Annotated in this window: 14 protein-coding genes; 3 read left to right on the forward strand and 11 right to left on the reverse strand. The window is 61.8% G+C overall.

The window, feature by feature from the left end; translation table 11 throughout:
- Positions 1-182: 182 nt before the first annotated feature.
- The 3 genes from PQQ96_RS06250 to PQQ96_RS06260 form a co-directional block, all read right to left on the reverse strand.
- Positions 183-1,046, reverse strand: a complete 864-nt coding sequence (locus tag PQQ96_RS06250; RefSeq protein WP_408290062.1) for an ABC transporter permease — start codon at positions 1,044-1,046, stop codon at positions 183-185.
- A gap of 16 nt (positions 1,047-1,062) precedes the next feature.
- Positions 1,063-1,857, reverse strand: a complete 795-nt coding sequence (locus PQQ96_RS06255) for an ABC transporter ATP-binding protein (protein WP_325043752.1) — start codon at positions 1,855-1,857, stop codon at positions 1,063-1,065.
- An 81-nt stretch (positions 1,858-1,938) separates the two neighbouring features.
- Positions 1,939-2,958, reverse strand: coding sequence for an ABC transporter substrate-binding protein (locus PQQ96_RS06260; RefSeq protein WP_408290064.1), 1,020 nt, complete (start codon positions 2,956-2,958; stop codon positions 1,939-1,941).
- A gap of 293 nt (positions 2,959-3,251) precedes the next feature.
- On the opposite strand from PQQ96_RS06260, the gene PQQ96_RS06265 reads away from it, so the two are divergent.
- Positions 3,252-3,929 carry a response regulator gene (locus PQQ96_RS06265; protein ID WP_074286369.1) on the forward strand — a complete coding sequence of 226 codons (678 nt, stop codon included), beginning with the start codon at positions 3,252-3,254 and terminating at the stop codon, positions 3,927-3,929.
- Entirely contained in the window at positions 3,919-5,313 is a 1,395-nt protein-coding gene (locus PQQ96_RS06270; protein ID WP_408290066.1) for a sensor histidine kinase, read from the forward strand. Before PQQ96_RS06265 ends, PQQ96_RS06270 begins: the two co-directional genes overlap by 11 nt.
- Positions 5,314-5,469: 156 nt before the next feature.
- Here PQQ96_RS06270 and PQQ96_RS06275 read toward each other — a convergent pair whose 3' ends face one another.
- Positions 5,470-5,748: a transposase gene (locus tag PQQ96_RS06275; protein WP_408290067.1), complete on the reverse strand. Its 279-nt coding sequence runs from the start codon at positions 5,746-5,748 to the stop codon at positions 5,470-5,472.
- Between the two features lie 437 nt (positions 5,749-6,185).
- On the opposite strand from PQQ96_RS06275, the gene PQQ96_RS06280 reads away from it, so the two are divergent.
- Positions 6,186-7,067: an EAL domain-containing protein gene (locus PQQ96_RS06280; RefSeq protein WP_408290069.1), complete on the forward strand. Its 882-nt coding sequence runs from the start codon at positions 6,186-6,188 to the stop codon at positions 7,065-7,067.
- Positions 7,068-7,297: 230 nt separating this feature from the next.
- Here PQQ96_RS06280 and PQQ96_RS06285 read toward each other — a convergent pair whose 3' ends face one another.
- The 7 genes from PQQ96_RS06285 to PQQ96_RS06315 form a co-directional block, all read right to left on the reverse strand.
- Complete coding sequence (locus PQQ96_RS06285) at positions 7,298-8,566, reverse strand: isoprenylcysteine carboxylmethyltransferase family protein (protein ID WP_408290070.1); 1,269 nt, start codon at positions 8,564-8,566, stop codon at positions 7,298-7,300.
- A gap of 78 nt (positions 8,567-8,644) precedes the next feature.
- Positions 8,645-10,315, reverse strand: coding sequence for a collagen-like triple helix repeat-containing protein (locus PQQ96_RS06290; protein ID WP_408290072.1), 1,671 nt, complete (start codon positions 10,313-10,315; stop codon positions 8,645-8,647).
- Between the two features lie 269 nt (positions 10,316-10,584).
- On the reverse strand, positions 10,585-11,745 hold the full coding sequence (locus tag PQQ96_RS06295; protein WP_408290246.1) for an iron-containing alcohol dehydrogenase: 1,161 nt from the start codon (positions 11,743-11,745) through the stop codon (positions 10,585-10,587).
- Positions 11,745-12,053 carry a putative quinol monooxygenase gene (locus tag PQQ96_RS06300; RefSeq protein ID WP_408290074.1) on the reverse strand — a complete coding sequence of 103 codons (309 nt, stop codon included), beginning with the start codon at positions 12,051-12,053 and terminating at the stop codon, positions 11,745-11,747. The genes PQQ96_RS06295 and PQQ96_RS06300 overlap by 1 nt, the downstream gene beginning before the upstream one ends.
- A gap of 25 nt (positions 12,054-12,078) precedes the next feature.
- Positions 12,079-12,654: a glycerol-3-phosphate responsive antiterminator gene (locus PQQ96_RS06305; RefSeq protein ID WP_408290076.1), complete on the reverse strand. Its 576-nt coding sequence runs from the start codon at positions 12,652-12,654 to the stop codon at positions 12,079-12,081.
- A 4-nt stretch (positions 12,655-12,658) separates the two neighbouring features.
- Positions 12,659-14,212, reverse strand: coding sequence for an FAD-binding oxidoreductase (locus PQQ96_RS06310; protein ID WP_408290078.1), 1,554 nt, complete (start codon positions 14,210-14,212; stop codon positions 12,659-12,661).
- Positions 14,209-15,888 carry a glycerol-3-phosphate dehydrogenase/oxidase gene (locus PQQ96_RS06315; protein ID WP_408290080.1) on the reverse strand — a complete coding sequence of 560 codons (1,680 nt, stop codon included), beginning with the start codon at positions 15,886-15,888 and terminating at the stop codon, positions 14,209-14,211. The genes PQQ96_RS06310 and PQQ96_RS06315 overlap by 4 nt, the downstream gene beginning before the upstream one ends.

Consider the following 15,888-nt stretch of genomic DNA (forward strand, 5'->3'; position numbering starts at 1 on the left):
TGAACTACCTCCAGTTCGGTCTTTATCGTGCTACGAGCGGTGTTGTTCGTAGCCAGTGATTGCATTGTAGTTTTGCGATCCGGCTGGAGTAATCGTCGATTCAGGTAAGGTTTGTTGCGAAATTTGAAATAAAAAAGGGGCGCCGATGGCGCCCCTTTTCCCCATACGGCCTGGCGGTCAACTCAAACCGCCGCCGGCCGCCACTTTAACAAGCGCTGTTCGACCGCAGTCAGCAGATAGTCCGCAGCCAGTGCGACCACAGCCAGCACGATCATTGCCGCGAACACACCGGCCGCATTAAACGCACCTTGCGCCGTGGAGATCAGCAGGCCGATACCTTGCTTCGAGCCGAGAAACTCGCCCACCACCGCACCGACCAGCGCAAAGCCGAAGCTCACGTGCAAGCTGGCAAGAATCCAGCTCAACGCCGACGGAATCACCACCGAGGTCGTCACCTGACGGCGCGACGCACCGAGAATCTGTGCATTGGCGATCATGTAGCGGTCCGCTTCGCGCACGCCCTGGAACGCATTGGCAAACACGACGAAGAACACCATCACCACCGCCAGCGCCACCTTCGAAGCCATCCCGAGGCCCAGTGCAATCACGAACACCGAGCCGAGTACCACGCGTGGAATCGAATTGGCGATCTTGATGTAGAGGCTGAACACGTCGGAGAGCAGCTTGTTGCGGCCGAGCACGATGCCGCAGAACACACCCGCTACCGAACCGATGATGAAGCCGAGCCCGGTCTCTTCAAGCGTGACCCACACCTGCGTCAGGAGCGGTCCTTGCGACGTACCGTTCACAAACCAGTCGACGATCTGATCGAAGATCGCACTCGGCATCGAGAAGAAGAACGGATCGATCCACTTCAGGCGCGCGGACAATTCCCACCCGCCGAGCACCACCACCAGCACCACAATGCGCAGCGTGATCACCAGCGCATGGCGTTGCCGGATGCGTTTTTGCGCGACGCGTTCGACTTGTGCGAGCGACGAGGCATCGATACCCGAAGGCATCATCTGTTGAGGGGTCGTAGACATGTTTGTTGTTCCTTGATTAACCGATCTGCACTTCTTCGCGCAGGTCGTGCCAGATGTCGCGCGAGATTTCGATAAAACGCGGGTCGTAGCGAACCTCCGACGTGACGCGCGGACGCGGCAGATCGATTTCGTACACTTTCTTCAACGTGGCCGGGCGCGCGGTCAGCACGAACACACGATCCGCAAGCGCAATCGCTTCTTCGAGATCGTGCGTGACGAACACGACCGAGCCGGCGCCGCCCCACAGTTGCAGCAATTCGTCCTGCATCAGCGTGCGGGTTTGCATGTCGAGCGCGGAGAAGGGCTCGTCCATCAGCAGGATTTCCGGCTTGTTGATGAAGGTTTGCGCGAGCGCCACGCGCTTTCTCATGCCGCCGGACAGTTGATGCGGATAGTGCTTGCCGAATTTGTCGAGGCCGACGCGGCGCAGCCATTCGTTGGCTTCGTCATACGCGGCGGATTTCGAACGGCCGCGATACAGCGGGCCGGCCGCCACGTTGTCCAGCACCGAGCGCCACGGAAACACGGCGTCGGCCTGAAACACGAAGCCGATACGCGGATCGATGCCGTCTACCGGCGCGCCCATCACGCGCACTTCGCCGGTGGTGGGTTTCAGCAAGCCGGTGATCATGCTGAGCGTGGTCGACTTGCCGCAACCCGTCGGGCCGACAACCGCGACGAACTCGCCGCGCGCCACCGACATGCTGAAGTCGCGCAATGCGATCGTCGCTTTGCCATCCGGAGAAATGAAACGGCACGATACGTTGCGCAGCTCGATGGCGGGCGTATCGCGTGACATAGGTTGATTCATCGGCGGATGCCTTGCGGTTCTCTTGATGTTGAAAGGGCGTGATTTCGAGGGCGTCGCTTCTGGAGCGTTGCTTCTGGAGCGTTACTTCGCCGCGGTCTTGACCGGTGCCGACACGTAGTCGTTGGTGTAGGTCTTGGCGAGGTCGATATGCTTACCCTTCACCGAAGGATTGAACGCCGACAGCACCTTCAGGACCGTGTCCGGGCCGTCAGCGGGCATCTTGCCGTCCTTCGTGAACATCGGCAGCGACGCCTTCAGCGCGCCGACGTACAGGTCCTTGTTGTTGCCGTAGTAGTCCTTCGGCATCTTCGCGGCGATCTCTTCCGCGCTATGCGTCGCAATGAAGTTCAGCGTCTTCGCGAAGGCGTGCGCGAGTTTCGCGGCCTCGTCCTTGTGCGACTCAGCCCATGTGCGCTGCACGTAGAAGCTCGAAGCCGGATACGTGCCGCCGAGCGCGGCGCGCGTGCCTTCCAGCGTGCGCATATCGACCAGCACCTTGGCGTCGCCGGTTTTCAGCAGTTGCGAGACGGTCGGCTCGGTGGTCATGCCGGCATCGATACGGTTCTGCTTGATGGCGGCGATAAAGCTGTTGTCCGCCCCGACCGGCAGCAGCGTGTATTGCGTCGACGGCACGCCCGCGCGTTGCGCGAGGTATTGCGTGAGGAAGCTGGTCGACGAGCCGAGGCCGGTCACGCCCAGCGTCTTGCCCTTCGAATCCGCCATGCTCTTGAACGTCTCCGCGGACTTGGTGGAGACCATTTCCACTTCACCCGGCACCTGGCCGAAAATCACCAGCGCCTGGACTTCCTTGCCTTTGCTCTGCAGGTCGATCGTGTGATCGTAGAAGCCCACCACGCCTTGCACCGCGCCCGCGAGCAGTTCGTTTTCCGCATCCACGCCGGCCGGTTGCGAGAGGATTTCGACGTCGAGCCCTTCGTCCTTGAAGTAGCCGAGCTGCTCCGTGAGCTTGGCGGGCAGATAGATGATCTTGGTGGCGCCGCCGACCATGATCGTCAGCTTCTCGGCGTGAGCCGCGGCCGAAGCGGCGGCAAGGGTGAACGCAACACCGGACACAGCGGCAATCTGGCGCAAGCTACGCATGAGGCAGTCTCCTTGGGTTGGGTCGCCGCTATGTGCGGATGCGGCGCTTTTTGAATGAATGACGGGGATTATAGAAATCGGAAACCTTCTGGCAGCTTTCTGCGCTGTGGGCAGATCATGGGTGTTAACCCGAAAATTCACCACATCCGTACCGTCACCCCCAGGCAAACCCCACAACGTGTGCCACAAAGCACGCACGCCACGCGCAAAGCCCTTGTTTTACGGCGGTTTTGCGGCACAATCGGCGTCCTGACTTTTTGCCGCTCATTTGCCGCTCATTTGCCGTCCATGCCATGAAGCTGCTGCTCATCGAAGACAACCCCACGCTGGCACACTGGCTTGCGAAGATGCTGGAGCAGGAGGCGTTCGCGCTCGACGCCGTGCAGGACGGTGACGCCGCCGACCGCTTGCTGCGCACCAATCACTACGACGTGATCCTGCTCGATCTGAATCTGCCGAAGCTGTCAGGCAAGAACGTGCTGCGCCGTCTGCGCCAGCGCGGCGACGCCACGCCGGTGCTGATCCTGACGGCGAGTGGTTCGATCGACGAAAAAGTGGAACTGCTCGGTGCCGGCGCGGACGACTACCTGGTCAAGCCCTTCGAAGTGCGCGAGCTGATTGCGCGAATCAAGGTGGCGATCCGGCGTCAGTCACCGTCGAAATCCAGCGAGGTGGTATGCGGCGATCTTGCGTTCGACATCGACACGCGCCAGTTCATGCTGAAGGGCGCGCCGTTGAACGTCACGCCGCGCGAGCGCTCGGTGCTCGAAACGCTGATCCTGCGTTTGGGCAAGACTGTGACGAAGCCGGCATTGGTCGATGCGATTTTCACGCTCGCGGACGAACCGAGCGAAGACGCGGTCGAAATCTACATTTCGCGCCTGCGCAAGAAGCTCGACGGAAGTTCGGCCGCGATCGTCACACTGCGCGGACTGGGCTATCTGCTGCGCAAGAAAGAAGATGACCAATAGCCTGCGCATGCGTCTGCTGTTGTGGCTGCTGGTGCCACTTGCGTTGTACGTGTTCGTCACCGGCAAAGCCGAGTACGACAACGCGCGGCGCACGGCGGATCTGGTGCAGGACAACCAACTGATCTCGTCGGCGCGAATGATCGCCGGTGAAGTGGAATGGGTGGATGGCTTTCTGCGCGTGGACGTGCCGCCTGCCGCGCTTGAAGTGTTCGTGTCGCCGTATCGCGATCAGGTGTTCTACAGCGTGCGGGTCGACGACGGCCGGTTGCTGGCGGGCCGGCCGGATTTTCCGCAGCGCGCGGCGCTTTCACCCGACACGCCCGATCACTACGACACCGAACTCCATGGCCAGCCCGTACGGGCGGTCGGCCTCGTGCGGCTGATGTACGACAATGGCGCGACGCGCCGCGTACGGGTGACAGTCGGCAAGACGGTGCGCTCGCGCGACGCGATGGCGCAGCAACTGTGGCAGCCGCAACTCGTGCGGCAGATCGAAATGATCGTGCTGGCTGTCGCGCTGGGGTGTATCGGCCTGACCTTCGAGTTGCGGCCCCTCATGAAAGTGAAGGAAGAGGTCGCGGACCGCGACCCCATGCAGCTCGAGCCGATTCGCGTCGAGCGCCTGCATACCGAGTTGCGGCCCATCGTCGAAGCGATCAATCAATGCATCGCGCGGCTTGGCGTGCAGGTGGCCGCACAACGGCGCTTTATCGCCGATGCCGCGCACCAGTTGCGTACACCGCTCACGCTGCTCGGCACGCAGTTGCAGTTCGCGCGCCAACAGGACGGCCTGAATCCCGCACTCGACGAAGCGCTCGCCGCGATGCATCGCAGTAACCGTTCGATGGTCGGACTGACCAACAAGCTACTGTTGCTCGCGCAGGCTGAAGCAGCCGACAACAAACAACTCGCGATGGAAGCAGTCGATCTGGTACCGCTGGCAATGGAAGTGGTGGAGGATCTGGCGCTGCTCGCGCAGGCACGGGACATCGACCTCGGCGCGGAACTGAGCGGCCCCGCGCCGGTGGCAGGGCACCGTGGCCTGCTTCAGGCGCTGATCGCCAACCTTGTAGAGAACGCGATCCGCTATACCGGCAGTGGCGGCCACGTCACGGTCGCAGTCAGCACCGACGCCGATTCGGTCGCCGTGTCGGTGCTGGACGACGGCCCGGGCATTCCGGCCGAGTCGCGCAGCCGCGTGTTCGAACCGTTTTTCCGGGCCTCGGCGGACACCGAAGGAACGGGACTGGGCCTCGCCATCGTGCGCGAAATCGCGGACGCGCATCACGGAGAGATCACGCTTAAACCCGGCGAGGGGGGCAAAGGCGTACACATAACCGTCGTGTTTCCGCGTGCGGAGGCGGATGGACCTCAGGCCGTTTAAATTGGCCTTTCGCCGGCCGAGGCAGCGGAATCTGTTAAGACCTCGAAGCTCAGCAAGCTGTCGCGCTTCCGGGAGCGAGCCATCACAGTGATCATCCGCGAAACAGCAGTTCACATTTGAATCGATACGGTATGCGAAGCAATGCTTATGCTGGATTCAACAGGTCGACAGTTCCTGGTCGCACAGTGGCAGGCGCTCATTCACCTGATCTAGAACGCCCGTTTTTTTCCAGGTCATATACCGAAGATAACAAGTCTGTTGCGGCGGAAAGGTTGCCGGGAGCCTGTGCCACTTTTCTTTTGTTTGTTGCACCCAGAGTATCGCGTTGAGGATCTCGCGATCGCTGCGACGAGGGCGCCCGCGACCAGATGGCGCCACGGGGAAAAGACTCTGAACGCGCGCCCAATCGGTGTCGGTAAGAGGGATCTGAAGCATCGGCCGCCTTGAATGACTGTGTGAGGAATGCGCAGTCGTTGCATGCTGCGTTGATGCCGATACTAGTAAATATTTTTTACTCGGTCAATCGTTCTTGTTGCAGCGCGGTACCTTATTTCATCGCTTGTTGTATTACGAATCTTATTCGCATTGCATGACACAGTTGCCCGGTAAATGATAGGACAGGCTTGTGGAAATCATCGCGTTCAACTCGCTGTGTGACGTACCGTAACGCCGGCGCGGAACACCACGTAACGTTCGCGTTCAAAACACAGGCCTGGCGATGAAAGTAATATTTGGAAATATTTGGCTGTCTCGCCGAAACCCGCTGTCCAGCAGGGCTTATCCGCGACTTTCGTTGTTTGGTCGCGCGGCGAACGCGTTACTTGGCACGACATGTGCGTACGTTAGCGGGGTTAAAAAAACACGCTTACGCCATGCTCACGCTCGACTATGAAAAGCCTGTATCGCTCGCAACGACGTTCGGCACACGCACCGCTTGCGCTGAGCAGACCGATTGGGACGACTCGCACGACGATGCCATGGCGTTGAGCGAACTCGAAAACCGCGTCCGCGAAGGTCTGCGCGCGGGTGAATTTCATCTCGTGTTTCAAGGCACTTATCGCGCGGCAAGCGGTGCGCTGGCGCGCCTTGAAGCACAGGTCCGATGGACTCACCCAGACTATGGACTGCTCCTGCCCGGGATTTTCATGATGCCGCTCGAGCACCCGCAGGTCGCGCTGGAGATGGCCTTGTTCGTCGTCGACGGCGTGTGCCGCGAACTGCGCGACTGCCTCTCTTCGAAGATGACGCTGCTGCCGGTCGCGATCACGTTGCCGGCGCAAGTGGCGATGCTCGAATCGTTTGCCGGCGACCTCACGCGCATCGCGCGCTCGTATGGCGTGCCGGCTAACCTGCTTGAAATCGAAGTGTCCGATAGCGTTGACGCCGCACGTCTCCTGTCTTTGCGGACCTTGACTGCCGGTCTTCGGTCTGCGGGCGTCGGCATCTCGCTCGGCAAGTGGGGCAACGGTACGTCTTCGCTCGCACTGCTCGGCGCACTCGACGTGGACACCGTCACGATCGCACCTGAGCTGATGGCCACGGTCCCGCGTGATCCTCGTGCTTGCGTGGTGACCTCGGCGTTACTGAACCTGCTTCATGCGCTTGACGTCCGGGTCGTGGTGAACGGCGTCGAGACCAAGGCACAGTTGCAATGGTTGGGCGCATCATGGCCAGAAGTGCTGGTACAAGGCTTCCTGTTCTCACGCCCGAAGGTTGGGCTGGCCAATGTGTTGGCGCCGGGTCGCGAATCGTGACCACGTCCCAGGACGTTACGTAACGTCCTGGGTGCCATGCTGTTGAGACGAGCACCCGTTCCTCGCTAAGCATTGCGCGTGGTCGTGCCTTTCACCCAGCGGGCGCGCTCATCTACCTCGACCGATAATCGAGATTGTTAGTGGTAAAAAATACCGGTCGCAATCCTCGTGTTATTGAAAATGGTGCAGTGCAATAAAACGCATGCCGCCGCGTTCGTAGCATAAACACCTCATTGAAACGCGCGTGCGATCCTGGCGAACAAGCCATTCTTCGCGATCCAATCAGCGTAAGCACGATAGTCGGGATCGTTCATCAGATGCCGTTCCTCGGTCTTGGCGCGCGTGAAATACAGCAGATTCACGGTTGCCAGCGCGAAGCAGTGGGGGAGCGCGTGTTGCCAGCCCAGCGGTTCGATGAACGGTACCGAGACCATCCAGAACGAAAGATTCTTCGTGATGTAGGCGGGATGCTTCGTGAAGCGATACGGGCCCGAGGTGATGATGCCGCGATTGGTCAGGTTCGAGAACCGCAATCCGAACGCGATGGTGGAAAGCGCGTAGCAGAAGACCAGCGTGATAATCACGGTGCCCCAGATGATTCGGATAATGGGTACGGATGTCAGCCAGTTGTCCCAGAAGAGCGAACCCTCGTAGTGGATGTACTGGTTAGAGATCAGTGACCAGAACGGCTGGTAACAGACAAGCGCAACCAGCCAGCCGAGCGTGGTCGGCTCCGCGCTGCGCACGTGGGTATCGAGAATGCGCAGTGTGCACAGATAACCTACTGTGCCGAACATCAGGTCCATCGTGAAGGACAGGTCGTACATGAACCTGAACGTCGCAAGCGAGAATGGCGCGTTCATGGCGCTCGCCAGCGATGCGCCGATATGGTCCGCATCGGTGGAAAGATAGGTGATCATCAGCGGCAGGAAGAATGCTTTCACCATCCATCCGGCCAGCATTTCACGCACCGGCTTCCAGTTGGCTGGGCGCTGCCCGCCAAACACCAGGCGGCCCCACAAGATATAGGCATCGTCGGTTTCACGCTGACGCCGGTCCATCCACGCAAAGTAAAACGGCGCGGCCACCATCAGATACGGTGCGAGCGTACGGATCAGAGACCAGAACGGCTTGTAGAACGTGCCGTGATACTCGGGCAACAGCCAGTAGAGCAGACCGATGCCGACATACACGGAAGCCAGTGCGGCAAGGCGCAAACCCACACGCGCAATACTGAGCGGCCGAACCGTCTGGCCGGCCAGTCCGGCGCTTGGGCGTAGATATACGCGCGCGACAAACAGTTCGTAGATGGCGATCGTCGCGATGATCGCGAGACACGCAGCGGTGCTGCGGCCCGCGCCGTCCACCGCGGTACTGTCGCGTAGCAGCCAGAGCGTCAGAAGCCCGACGACGATGCCAAGCAGGCCTACCGAAAACGGCGTCGCCGAACGCGGCCGCTGTTCCTGCACGTGCGCTACGTTATCCAGAGTGGAGTTCATGTCATCCTCGTATTCATGACATAGATAGCGGCCGGGCTTTTGATTTTTTAAGTCCCGGCCGCTGTGCCGAATTACCGCTTATTTACCCGCGACGCCACCCAGCAATCCGGTGACAAGGTTCGTCACCGGCGCAAGCGGGTTCGTGCTGGTCGAGCCGCTACCCGTACTGCCGGTCAAGCCCGTCACGAGGCCGGTGACCGGTGCGAGCGGCGAGGTCTTGCCAGTCGCGCCGCCGGCGCTCGACGTCAACGTGGTGACGAGGCTTGTGACGGGTGCGAGCGGTGAGCTTTGGCCCGCGGCGCCGCTCAGCGTCGAGGTCAGCGTGGTGACGAGGCCCGTGACCGGTGCGAGCGGACCGCCGGCGCTGGAGGTGCCGCCAAGCGAACCCAGGCTGCCGAGAAGTCCGGTGACCGGTGCGAGCGGACCGCTGGCGCCGGAGGTGCCGCCGAGCGAACCCAGGCTACCGAGGAGTCCGGTGATCGGCGCGAGCGGGCTACCACCCGTGCTACCGGTTCCACCGAGCGAACCGAGGTTGCCGATCAGGCCGGTCAGCGGCGGGATGCCGAGGCCGCTGCCCGATCCGCCCAGTCCGCCCAGTCCGCCAAGCGGGCCCAGCAGGCCGGCGATCGGCGCCAACGGGTTGGTCGTCGCGCCCGTCAGCAGTCCGCCCGTGCTCGTGACCGTCTTGCCCAACTGGCTCACAATGCCGCCGACATCTTTACCCACCTGGTCGCCGGTCGCGCCCGACACTTTCTGGCCGGCCGAATCGAGTCCGTTGCCGATGGTGCTCAGCAAGCCATTGAGCGGCGCGCCGAGGCCCGTGGTGTTGCCGATGGTCTGCGTCGTATTCGAGACCAGGAGCGTGATCGGGTTGATGGCCGTGCTCAGTTGGGTCTCGACCTGTTGAACCGGCGCGCTGGTCAGCGCCGAGTTCAATCCCGAACCAAGCTTGACGACGCCGTCACCCACACCGGCGACAACCGTACCCAAGGTCGAGGTGACGGGGGCGAGCGGCGCAAGAGGCCCGGTTCCGAGACTTGTCACCACACCGCCGACGGCAGTAACGGCCGCGCCGGCGTTGGTCACGAGACCCGACGTGGAGGTCAGGGTCGGGCCAAGCGGGTTGGTCGAACTGCCCAGCGTGCCCAGACCCGCGGCGGTGGCGTTGCCGAGTACGCTGACGCCGTTGCCGAGATCGGTGATTGCAGCGCCGAGATTCGACGTCGTTGCGCTGTTGACGCCGGGGATCGAGGTGCCGGTAATCTTGGAGCCCGTATCAGCGACGGTCGTGCCCACGGCCGTGAGCAGGTTGCCGCCTTGGGTGACGACGTTGCCGAGCGGCGTGGAGGAGGCGCCGGAGGTGCCGGAGCTGCTGGAACTGGAGGTACCCGAGCTGCTGGAGCTGGAGGTGCCTGAGCTGCTGGAGCTGGAAGTGCCTGAGCTGCTGGTACCCGAGCTACCCGAACTACCCGAAGTACCCGAAGTACCCGAAGTACCCGAACTACCCGAAGTACCCGAAGTACCCGAAGTACCCGAACTACCCGAACTACCCGAACTACCCGAACTACCCGAACTACCCGAACTACCCGAAGTACCCCCGGCACCGGACGTGCCGGAACCCGAAGTCCCGCCTAGTCCGCCCCCACCAAGTCCGCTGCCGGGCTGAGTGATAGTGGATCCACAACCGTAGAGTGCGAGTAAAACTGATGTCGCAACAGCTATGGCTGTGCGACCGGCGAATTTGTGCATGATGTCCCCGTTGAACGACTATTGGCGGGGTTTACGCCGCAAGTTATGCGCCAAGTGCTATTTGTAGCTTGAAATCAATAATTTATAATATATTTGATTGATAAATTTAGAGCGTGTGGAATTTATCGCGTCAAAAACGCGATTCCGCCTGCGCTAGCCAGGCTATGTTCCATCTGCGTGCTACGTAACGCGTTCGCGGGTCGTAACGGCGCGGGAGCGGCTGCCAAACATCACAGCCACTCCCGCGCCCCGCTTACGTCTCGCGCCGATTAAAACGCCGCGGTATAGATTGCCAACGCATCGGCCTCGTTAACAGGCCGAGGGTTGTTCACCAGCAGCCGCGTCTGCAACATCGCGTCGCTCGCCATCCGCTCGAGCCCGCTACGTTCGATGCCGACATCGCGCAACCGGGCCGGAATCGCGGTCGCGGCAATCATCTGCTCGAGCCGTTCGATCAACGCCAGCGTCTTGCTTTCGGCACTGCCCGTTATACCCGGCACGACCACGTCGGCGAGTTCTGCGTACAGATGCGCCGCTGCCTCAGCGTTGAACCGCAACACGTGCGGCAGCACGAGCGCGTTTGAAAGGCCGTGCGGGACGTGATAAATGCCACCGATCGGATAGGCGAGCGCATGCACCGCGGCCACCGGCGAATTGGCGAACGCCTGACCGGCGAATGCCGCGCCGAGCAGCATCGCTTCGCGCGCCTCGCGGTTCTGGCCGTTCTCGCACGCGGGCAACAGATTGCGCGACAGGAGTTCGAGCGCCTTCACCGCCAGCATGTCGGACACGGGGTTCTTCAGATGCGCGGAGGTGTACGCCTCGATCGCGTGAACCATCGCGTCGACGCCGGTGGCCGCGGTCGCGGCAGTCGGCAGCCCGAGCGTGAGTTCAGCGTCGAGAATAGCCAGATCGGCGACCAGTTGCGGCGCGACCACCCCCATCTTCTTCGCCTCGCCCACCGTCACGATCGACACGGCAGTGACTTCGGAGCCCGTGCCGGCGGTGGTCGGCATCTGCACGAGCGGCAAACGCGACACCGTGACCTTGTTCACACCGTACATCTCGCTGAGCGCTTGCTGGTCCTGCGGCGCCAGCACGGCGATCAGCTTGGCCACGTCCATCGACGAACCGCCGCCGAGTCCCAGCACGATTTCCGCGCCGGCTTGACGCGCGCGCGACGTGGCGTCGAGGACGATGTGTTCGGGCGGATCGGCAATCACGTCGTCGATCACGGTGGCATTCCAGCCATGCGCCGCGAGATCGGCGAGCGCGGGATCCAGCAGCCCACTCTTGTGAAGAAAGCCATCCGTCACCACGCACAGGCGCGTGAGCGACGGAAATTGCGCGCGCAGCAAAGCGCCGAGGCGGCGCGCGGCACCGTATTCGACGACCATCGTCGGCACGGTTTGAAACCGGAATGCGTTCATCATGCTGCGTCCCCAGACACCATGTGGCTCGTGACTTCACGCCGGTCCAGAAGCGGAATGATGGTGCCGAAGCCGAGGCTTTGGAAGTGCGGCGTATCGCGGTGCACCGCAAGACCATCGGCGTCGCTGTACTTTTCCAGAATCACGAAGTGATCGGGATCGACCGGCGAACGGAAGAATTCGTAGTAGAGATTTTTGGGCTCCGTGCGGGTCGCCGCCGCGAGTTCCGTGAGCGGCTTCACAATCGCGTCGCCGTTGCCGGGCTTGGCGAAATAATGCGCGATCACCTGCAGGTAAGCATTAGCCATCGATGACTCCAACAAGATGGGACCTTCAACGTTCAGGATCCAGATTCCACAATTCGCTGTCGCTGGTGGATACCGCGACGGCGCCGTTCTTCAGCGCATCGAACACGTCGCCCTCGTTGCAGACGAAGCCCGAAGTGACGATCGGCGGCAAAGCCTTGCGGTCTTGCGCGGACAGATGCGAGAGCATCGGCGCAGGCATCAGTTGTACCAGATTCGGATCGCTTTGCTCCAGTGCCTTCACGCTGCGCGGCCAGGTCGAGCGGTCCGTCACGAACACTTTCTGCATCGTGACGAGACCGGCCCGATTGCCGCGCTGGATCGTCGCCACCCGGGTCGAGACGAGACTGGTGACGCCGATGTCCACCAGATACTCGACGCCGCCTTTGTCCTGCGAAAGGCCGTCGCAACTGTCGATATTGACGATGACATACTTGCCGGCTTTCGTCAGCGCCGCCACCACCGGGTGCAGTTTGCGTAAATCGACATTCGCGACGATCGAGATTTCGGCGGCGCTTTTCAGAAAGATGTCGATCTGCTCGATGCCGTAGAGCGTCGCAATGACCGGGTGGCGCGTGAGGCGCGCCCCAAGTGACTTATCCATGTGATTACAGCTTCGCGTCGTGAGCTTGCTCGTCAGTCAGGCCAAGCTTGCCGGGATTGAGAATGTTCTTCGGGTCGAGCGTGTGCTTGACGGCCTGCAGAACCGGGAATGCACTACCGAGCGATTCGCTCATATACGGCGCGCGCAATAAGCCGACGCCGTGATGGTGGCTCAGCGCTGCATTGTATTTGATGAGCACGGCGTTGGCGGCATCCCATGCCGCGCGATACCACGTCGCGCGATGCTCGACCTCGACTTCGCCGCGCAACGAGAAGTAGAGGCACGCGCCGTCCACGTACGCATGCGACTGGTGCGCAGAGCCGGCCAACGTGCCGGGCACCGCATTGATGGCGGCCACCACGTCGGTATAGATCCCAGGCAGGTCTTTCCATGGGCCGACCATTTCCAGCGTATCGGCGACAAACCCGGGGCTGCGTTTGAAACCCTCCGCGCTCTTGCCCGTGAGGTAACGCGTGTCGAGCCACTTCTCGAAGATGACCTTGTCGTCCAGTTGCTCGCCCAGTTCCTTGCAGACGCGTTCGCTAATCGTCAGTACGGCCTCGACCATTTCGCGCGGACCTTCGTCGGCGATCAGTAGCACGTTCGATTGCGGCAGGCCGAATTGCACGCCGCTTTCGAGTTCGTCATAGAGACGCAGAGCTGCCGGATTCGCGCCTTGCTGCATGATCTGGCGGCAGGCTTCGAGGCCGATCGCGAAGGTCTTGAAGCCATAGGCAATCGCCCGGCCGTAGTCCGGCAGACGGTGGAGCTTCAGACGCACGCGTACGATCACACCGAGGGTGCCTTCTGAACCGATAAAAAGCTGCTGCAGATCCGGGCCAACCGCTGCGCGCGAATAACCGCCTACGCTGATGAGGCTGCCGTCGGCGAGCACCACGTCCATGCCGAACACCATATCTTCGATCTTGCCGTAGCGCGTCGAGAGCTGACCCGCGCCGCGGCATGCGACCCATCCGCCGACCGTGCTGATCGCATACGAAGAGGGCCAGTGGCCCATCGTCATGCCGTAGTCGCGCTGGATGGTTTCTTCGAAGACGTCGCCGAACATGCCGGCTTCGACTTCGACGATCTGGCTTTCGCGGTCGAAGCCGACCAGACCATTGAGCTCACACACGTCCAGCACGATGCCGCCGCGCACGGGCAGCGCCGCGCCGGTCACGTTGCTGCGTCCTGCGGAGACGGTCACCGGAATCGACGCCGCGTGGGCGATACGCATGACCACCTGAATCTGCTCGACCTTCGAGACGCGCACGATGACGGCATGCGGCGTCGCCGGCTTGCCGGCGGTTTCCGTCACCATCGAGGCGGCCCACCAGTCGCGCGTCCATGCGACGACGTCGGGTGCGAGCGTGAGTACCTGATCGGCGACCGCGCGCAGTGCGTCGACGTGCTGCGTGCTGACCTTGACCGGATCGCGTTGCAGACCGGCTTCACCCGTCGTGTCCTTGATCGTTGCCGCGTAAGCCGGCGGAGTATGCGCGCCGACGATATAGTTGCCGCGGTTATAGCCACGCTTGAGTGCTTCCTTGCTGATCATTCGGTTTCTCCCATAAGAACAGACTTTTCATGTTCGACGGCGGCGACGTAGTCGCTCACCTGCTGTGCGACGGCCGCTTCGGACAAGCCGAGCTCCGTCTGTAAAATTTCGCCCACCCGCGCGGCGGCGCGTGCCGATGCGTCGCGCGCCATCAGGCGTGCGCGGATGCGGCGCGACAGCACGTCATCCACGCTGCCCGCGAGTTCATGTCTGACGGCGTAAAGCACTTCCGCTTCGGTGTAGGGCAGGCCTTCGACAATCGGCTTCAGCAGACTTGAATCGCTGTCGAGGATGTCGGTGACGAAACGCGCTTCGGTGCCGTAGCGTTCGCCCAGTTGCGCGGACAAGCCGCCCGACGCGACGATCGCCTGCGAGTCGTAACCCGCCGCGCCGAGCAGATACGCGGACTTCGTCCGGCATTTCGCGCGTTTGCCAATTACCTTCTGCGCGGCGTCGATGGTCTGTTCGGCCATGTGCCGCGAGGTCGTGAGCTTTCCGCCAACAATCGTGACGAGTCCATCCGGCGCGGTATGAATCTCATGATTGCGCTTCATTTCCAGCGTCTGTCCGCCAGGCGGCCCGACCAGTGGCCGGCAACCGGCGATGCTGCCCACCACGTCTTCTGCCTGCAGATCGGTCTTCAATGCGGAGCGCGCGCCTTCGATCAGGAAGTCGAGTTCCTGGCGCGTGCAGCAGACGTCGTCGAGATTGCCGCGATAATCCTCGTCGGTGGTGCCGAGATAGGACACGTTGCCCCAGCGCGTGATCGTTGCGCGGCGGCTGCGGCCCGGCACGGGAATCGTCACCGTGCAGTCGTTGCGAATCTTGAGCCACGGAATCGCGACGTGCACGCCCTTCGCGGGGCGGATTTGCAAGGCCACCGGATCGTCTTTCTTGCGGCCGTTCCAATCGCGCAACCAGACGCCGGTGGCCATCACCACCACGCCGCCGCGCACGCGAATCTCGCGCTCGTCGGCATGCACGATCACGCCGTCGACACTGCCATGGCCGTCGCGCGTGATCTCGACAACCTCCGCGTGATTGACGACGGCCGCGCCATGAAACGCCGCCGTGCGGGCGAGATTCAACGTGAGGCGTGCATCGTCGACGCGGGCGTCGAAATACATGAAGCCGCCGGTGAGGTTCTCTTCGTTGAAGGTTGGGCAGTGCGACAGCACTTCCGCCTTGCTCAGCTTCTGATGCAGGATGCCTTCGCGCCAGCCGCCGGCGATGTCATAGGTCCACAGGAGACTTTCGAAGGCTTTGGCGAGGCGCTTGTCGAACACGCCGTCCTTCTCCATGACGGGAAACAGAAACGGCAAGCGTTGCACCAGGTGCCGTGCGTTTCTGCGCAGACGTTGCCGTTCGAGCAACGAGTGACGCACCAGCCCGAGATTGCCCTGCTCGATATAACGCAAGCCGCCGTGCACCATCTTCGATGATTTCGACGAGGTGCCCGAGGCGAAATCGCTCTTTTCCAGCAGCGCCACGCGATAGCCGCGCAAGCTCGCATCGAGTGCCGCGTATGCACCGGTTACGCCGCCGCCCACGATCACGATGTCGAATGTTTCGCTGCCGAGGCGATCGATCTGCTCGTTGCGCACCATGCGCAAGGGCTCGGTGCCGGTCATCTCAGCGCGTTCTTTCGAGGCCTTTCTGGATGGAATAAACAACAT

It is taken from the genome of Paraburkholderia sediminicola (assembly GCF_046027825.1).
In the GTDB taxonomy this organism is placed as follows: domain Bacteria; phylum Pseudomonadota; class Gammaproteobacteria; order Burkholderiales; family Burkholderiaceae; genus Paraburkholderia; species Paraburkholderia sediminicola_D.

What these genes read in the sequence shown, in the direction of transcription:
- PQQ96_RS06295 (WP_408290246.1), bottom strand. Translation starts at nt 11,745, where the DNA reads ATGAACGCATTCCGGTTTCAAACCGTGCCGACGATGGTCGTCGAATAC.
- PQQ96_RS06305 (WP_408290076.1), bottom strand. Translation starts at nt 12,654, where the DNA reads ATGGATAAGTCACTTGGGGCGCGCCTCACGCGCCACCCGGTCATTGCG.
- PQQ96_RS06315 (WP_408290080.1), bottom strand. Translation starts at nt 15,888, where the DNA reads ATGTTGTTTATTCCATCCAGAAAGGCCTCGAAAGAACGCGCTGAGATG.
- PQQ96_RS06270 (WP_408290066.1), top strand. Translation starts at nt 3,919, where the DNA reads ATGACCAATAGCCTGCGCATGCGTCTGCTGTTGTGGCTGCTGGTGCCA.
- PQQ96_RS06260 (WP_408290064.1), bottom strand. Translation starts at nt 2,958, where the DNA reads ATGCGTAGCTTGCGCCAGATTGCCGCTGTGTCCGGTGTTGCGTTCACC.
- PQQ96_RS06275 (WP_408290067.1), bottom strand. Translation starts at nt 5,748, where the DNA reads ATGCTTCAGATCCCTCTTACCGACACCGATTGGGCGCGCGTTCAGAGT.
- PQQ96_RS06285 (WP_408290070.1), bottom strand. Translation starts at nt 8,566, where the DNA reads ATGAACTCCACTCTGGATAACGTAGCGCACGTGCAGGAACAGCGGCCG.
- PQQ96_RS06255 (WP_325043752.1), bottom strand. Translation starts at nt 1,857, where the DNA reads ATGAATCAACCTATGTCACGCGATACGCCCGCCATCGAGCTGCGCAAC.
- PQQ96_RS06310 (WP_408290078.1), bottom strand. Translation starts at nt 14,212, where the DNA reads ATGATCAGCAAGGAAGCACTCAAGCGTGGCTATAACCGCGGCAACTAT.
- PQQ96_RS06280 (WP_408290069.1), top strand. Translation starts at nt 6,186, where the DNA reads ATGCTCACGCTCGACTATGAAAAGCCTGTATCGCTCGCAACGACGTTC.
- PQQ96_RS06290 (WP_408290072.1), bottom strand. Translation starts at nt 10,315, where the DNA reads ATGCACAAATTCGCCGGTCGCACAGCCATAGCTGTTGCGACATCAGTT.
- PQQ96_RS06300 (WP_408290074.1), bottom strand. Translation starts at nt 12,053, where the DNA reads ATGGCTAATGCTTACCTGCAGGTGATCGCGCATTATTTCGCCAAGCCC.
- PQQ96_RS06250 (WP_408290062.1), bottom strand. Translation starts at nt 1,046, where the DNA reads ATGTCTACGACCCCTCAACAGATGATGCCTTCGGGTATCGATGCCTCG.
- PQQ96_RS06265 (WP_074286369.1), top strand. Translation starts at nt 3,252, where the DNA reads ATGAAGCTGCTGCTCATCGAAGACAACCCCACGCTGGCACACTGGCTT.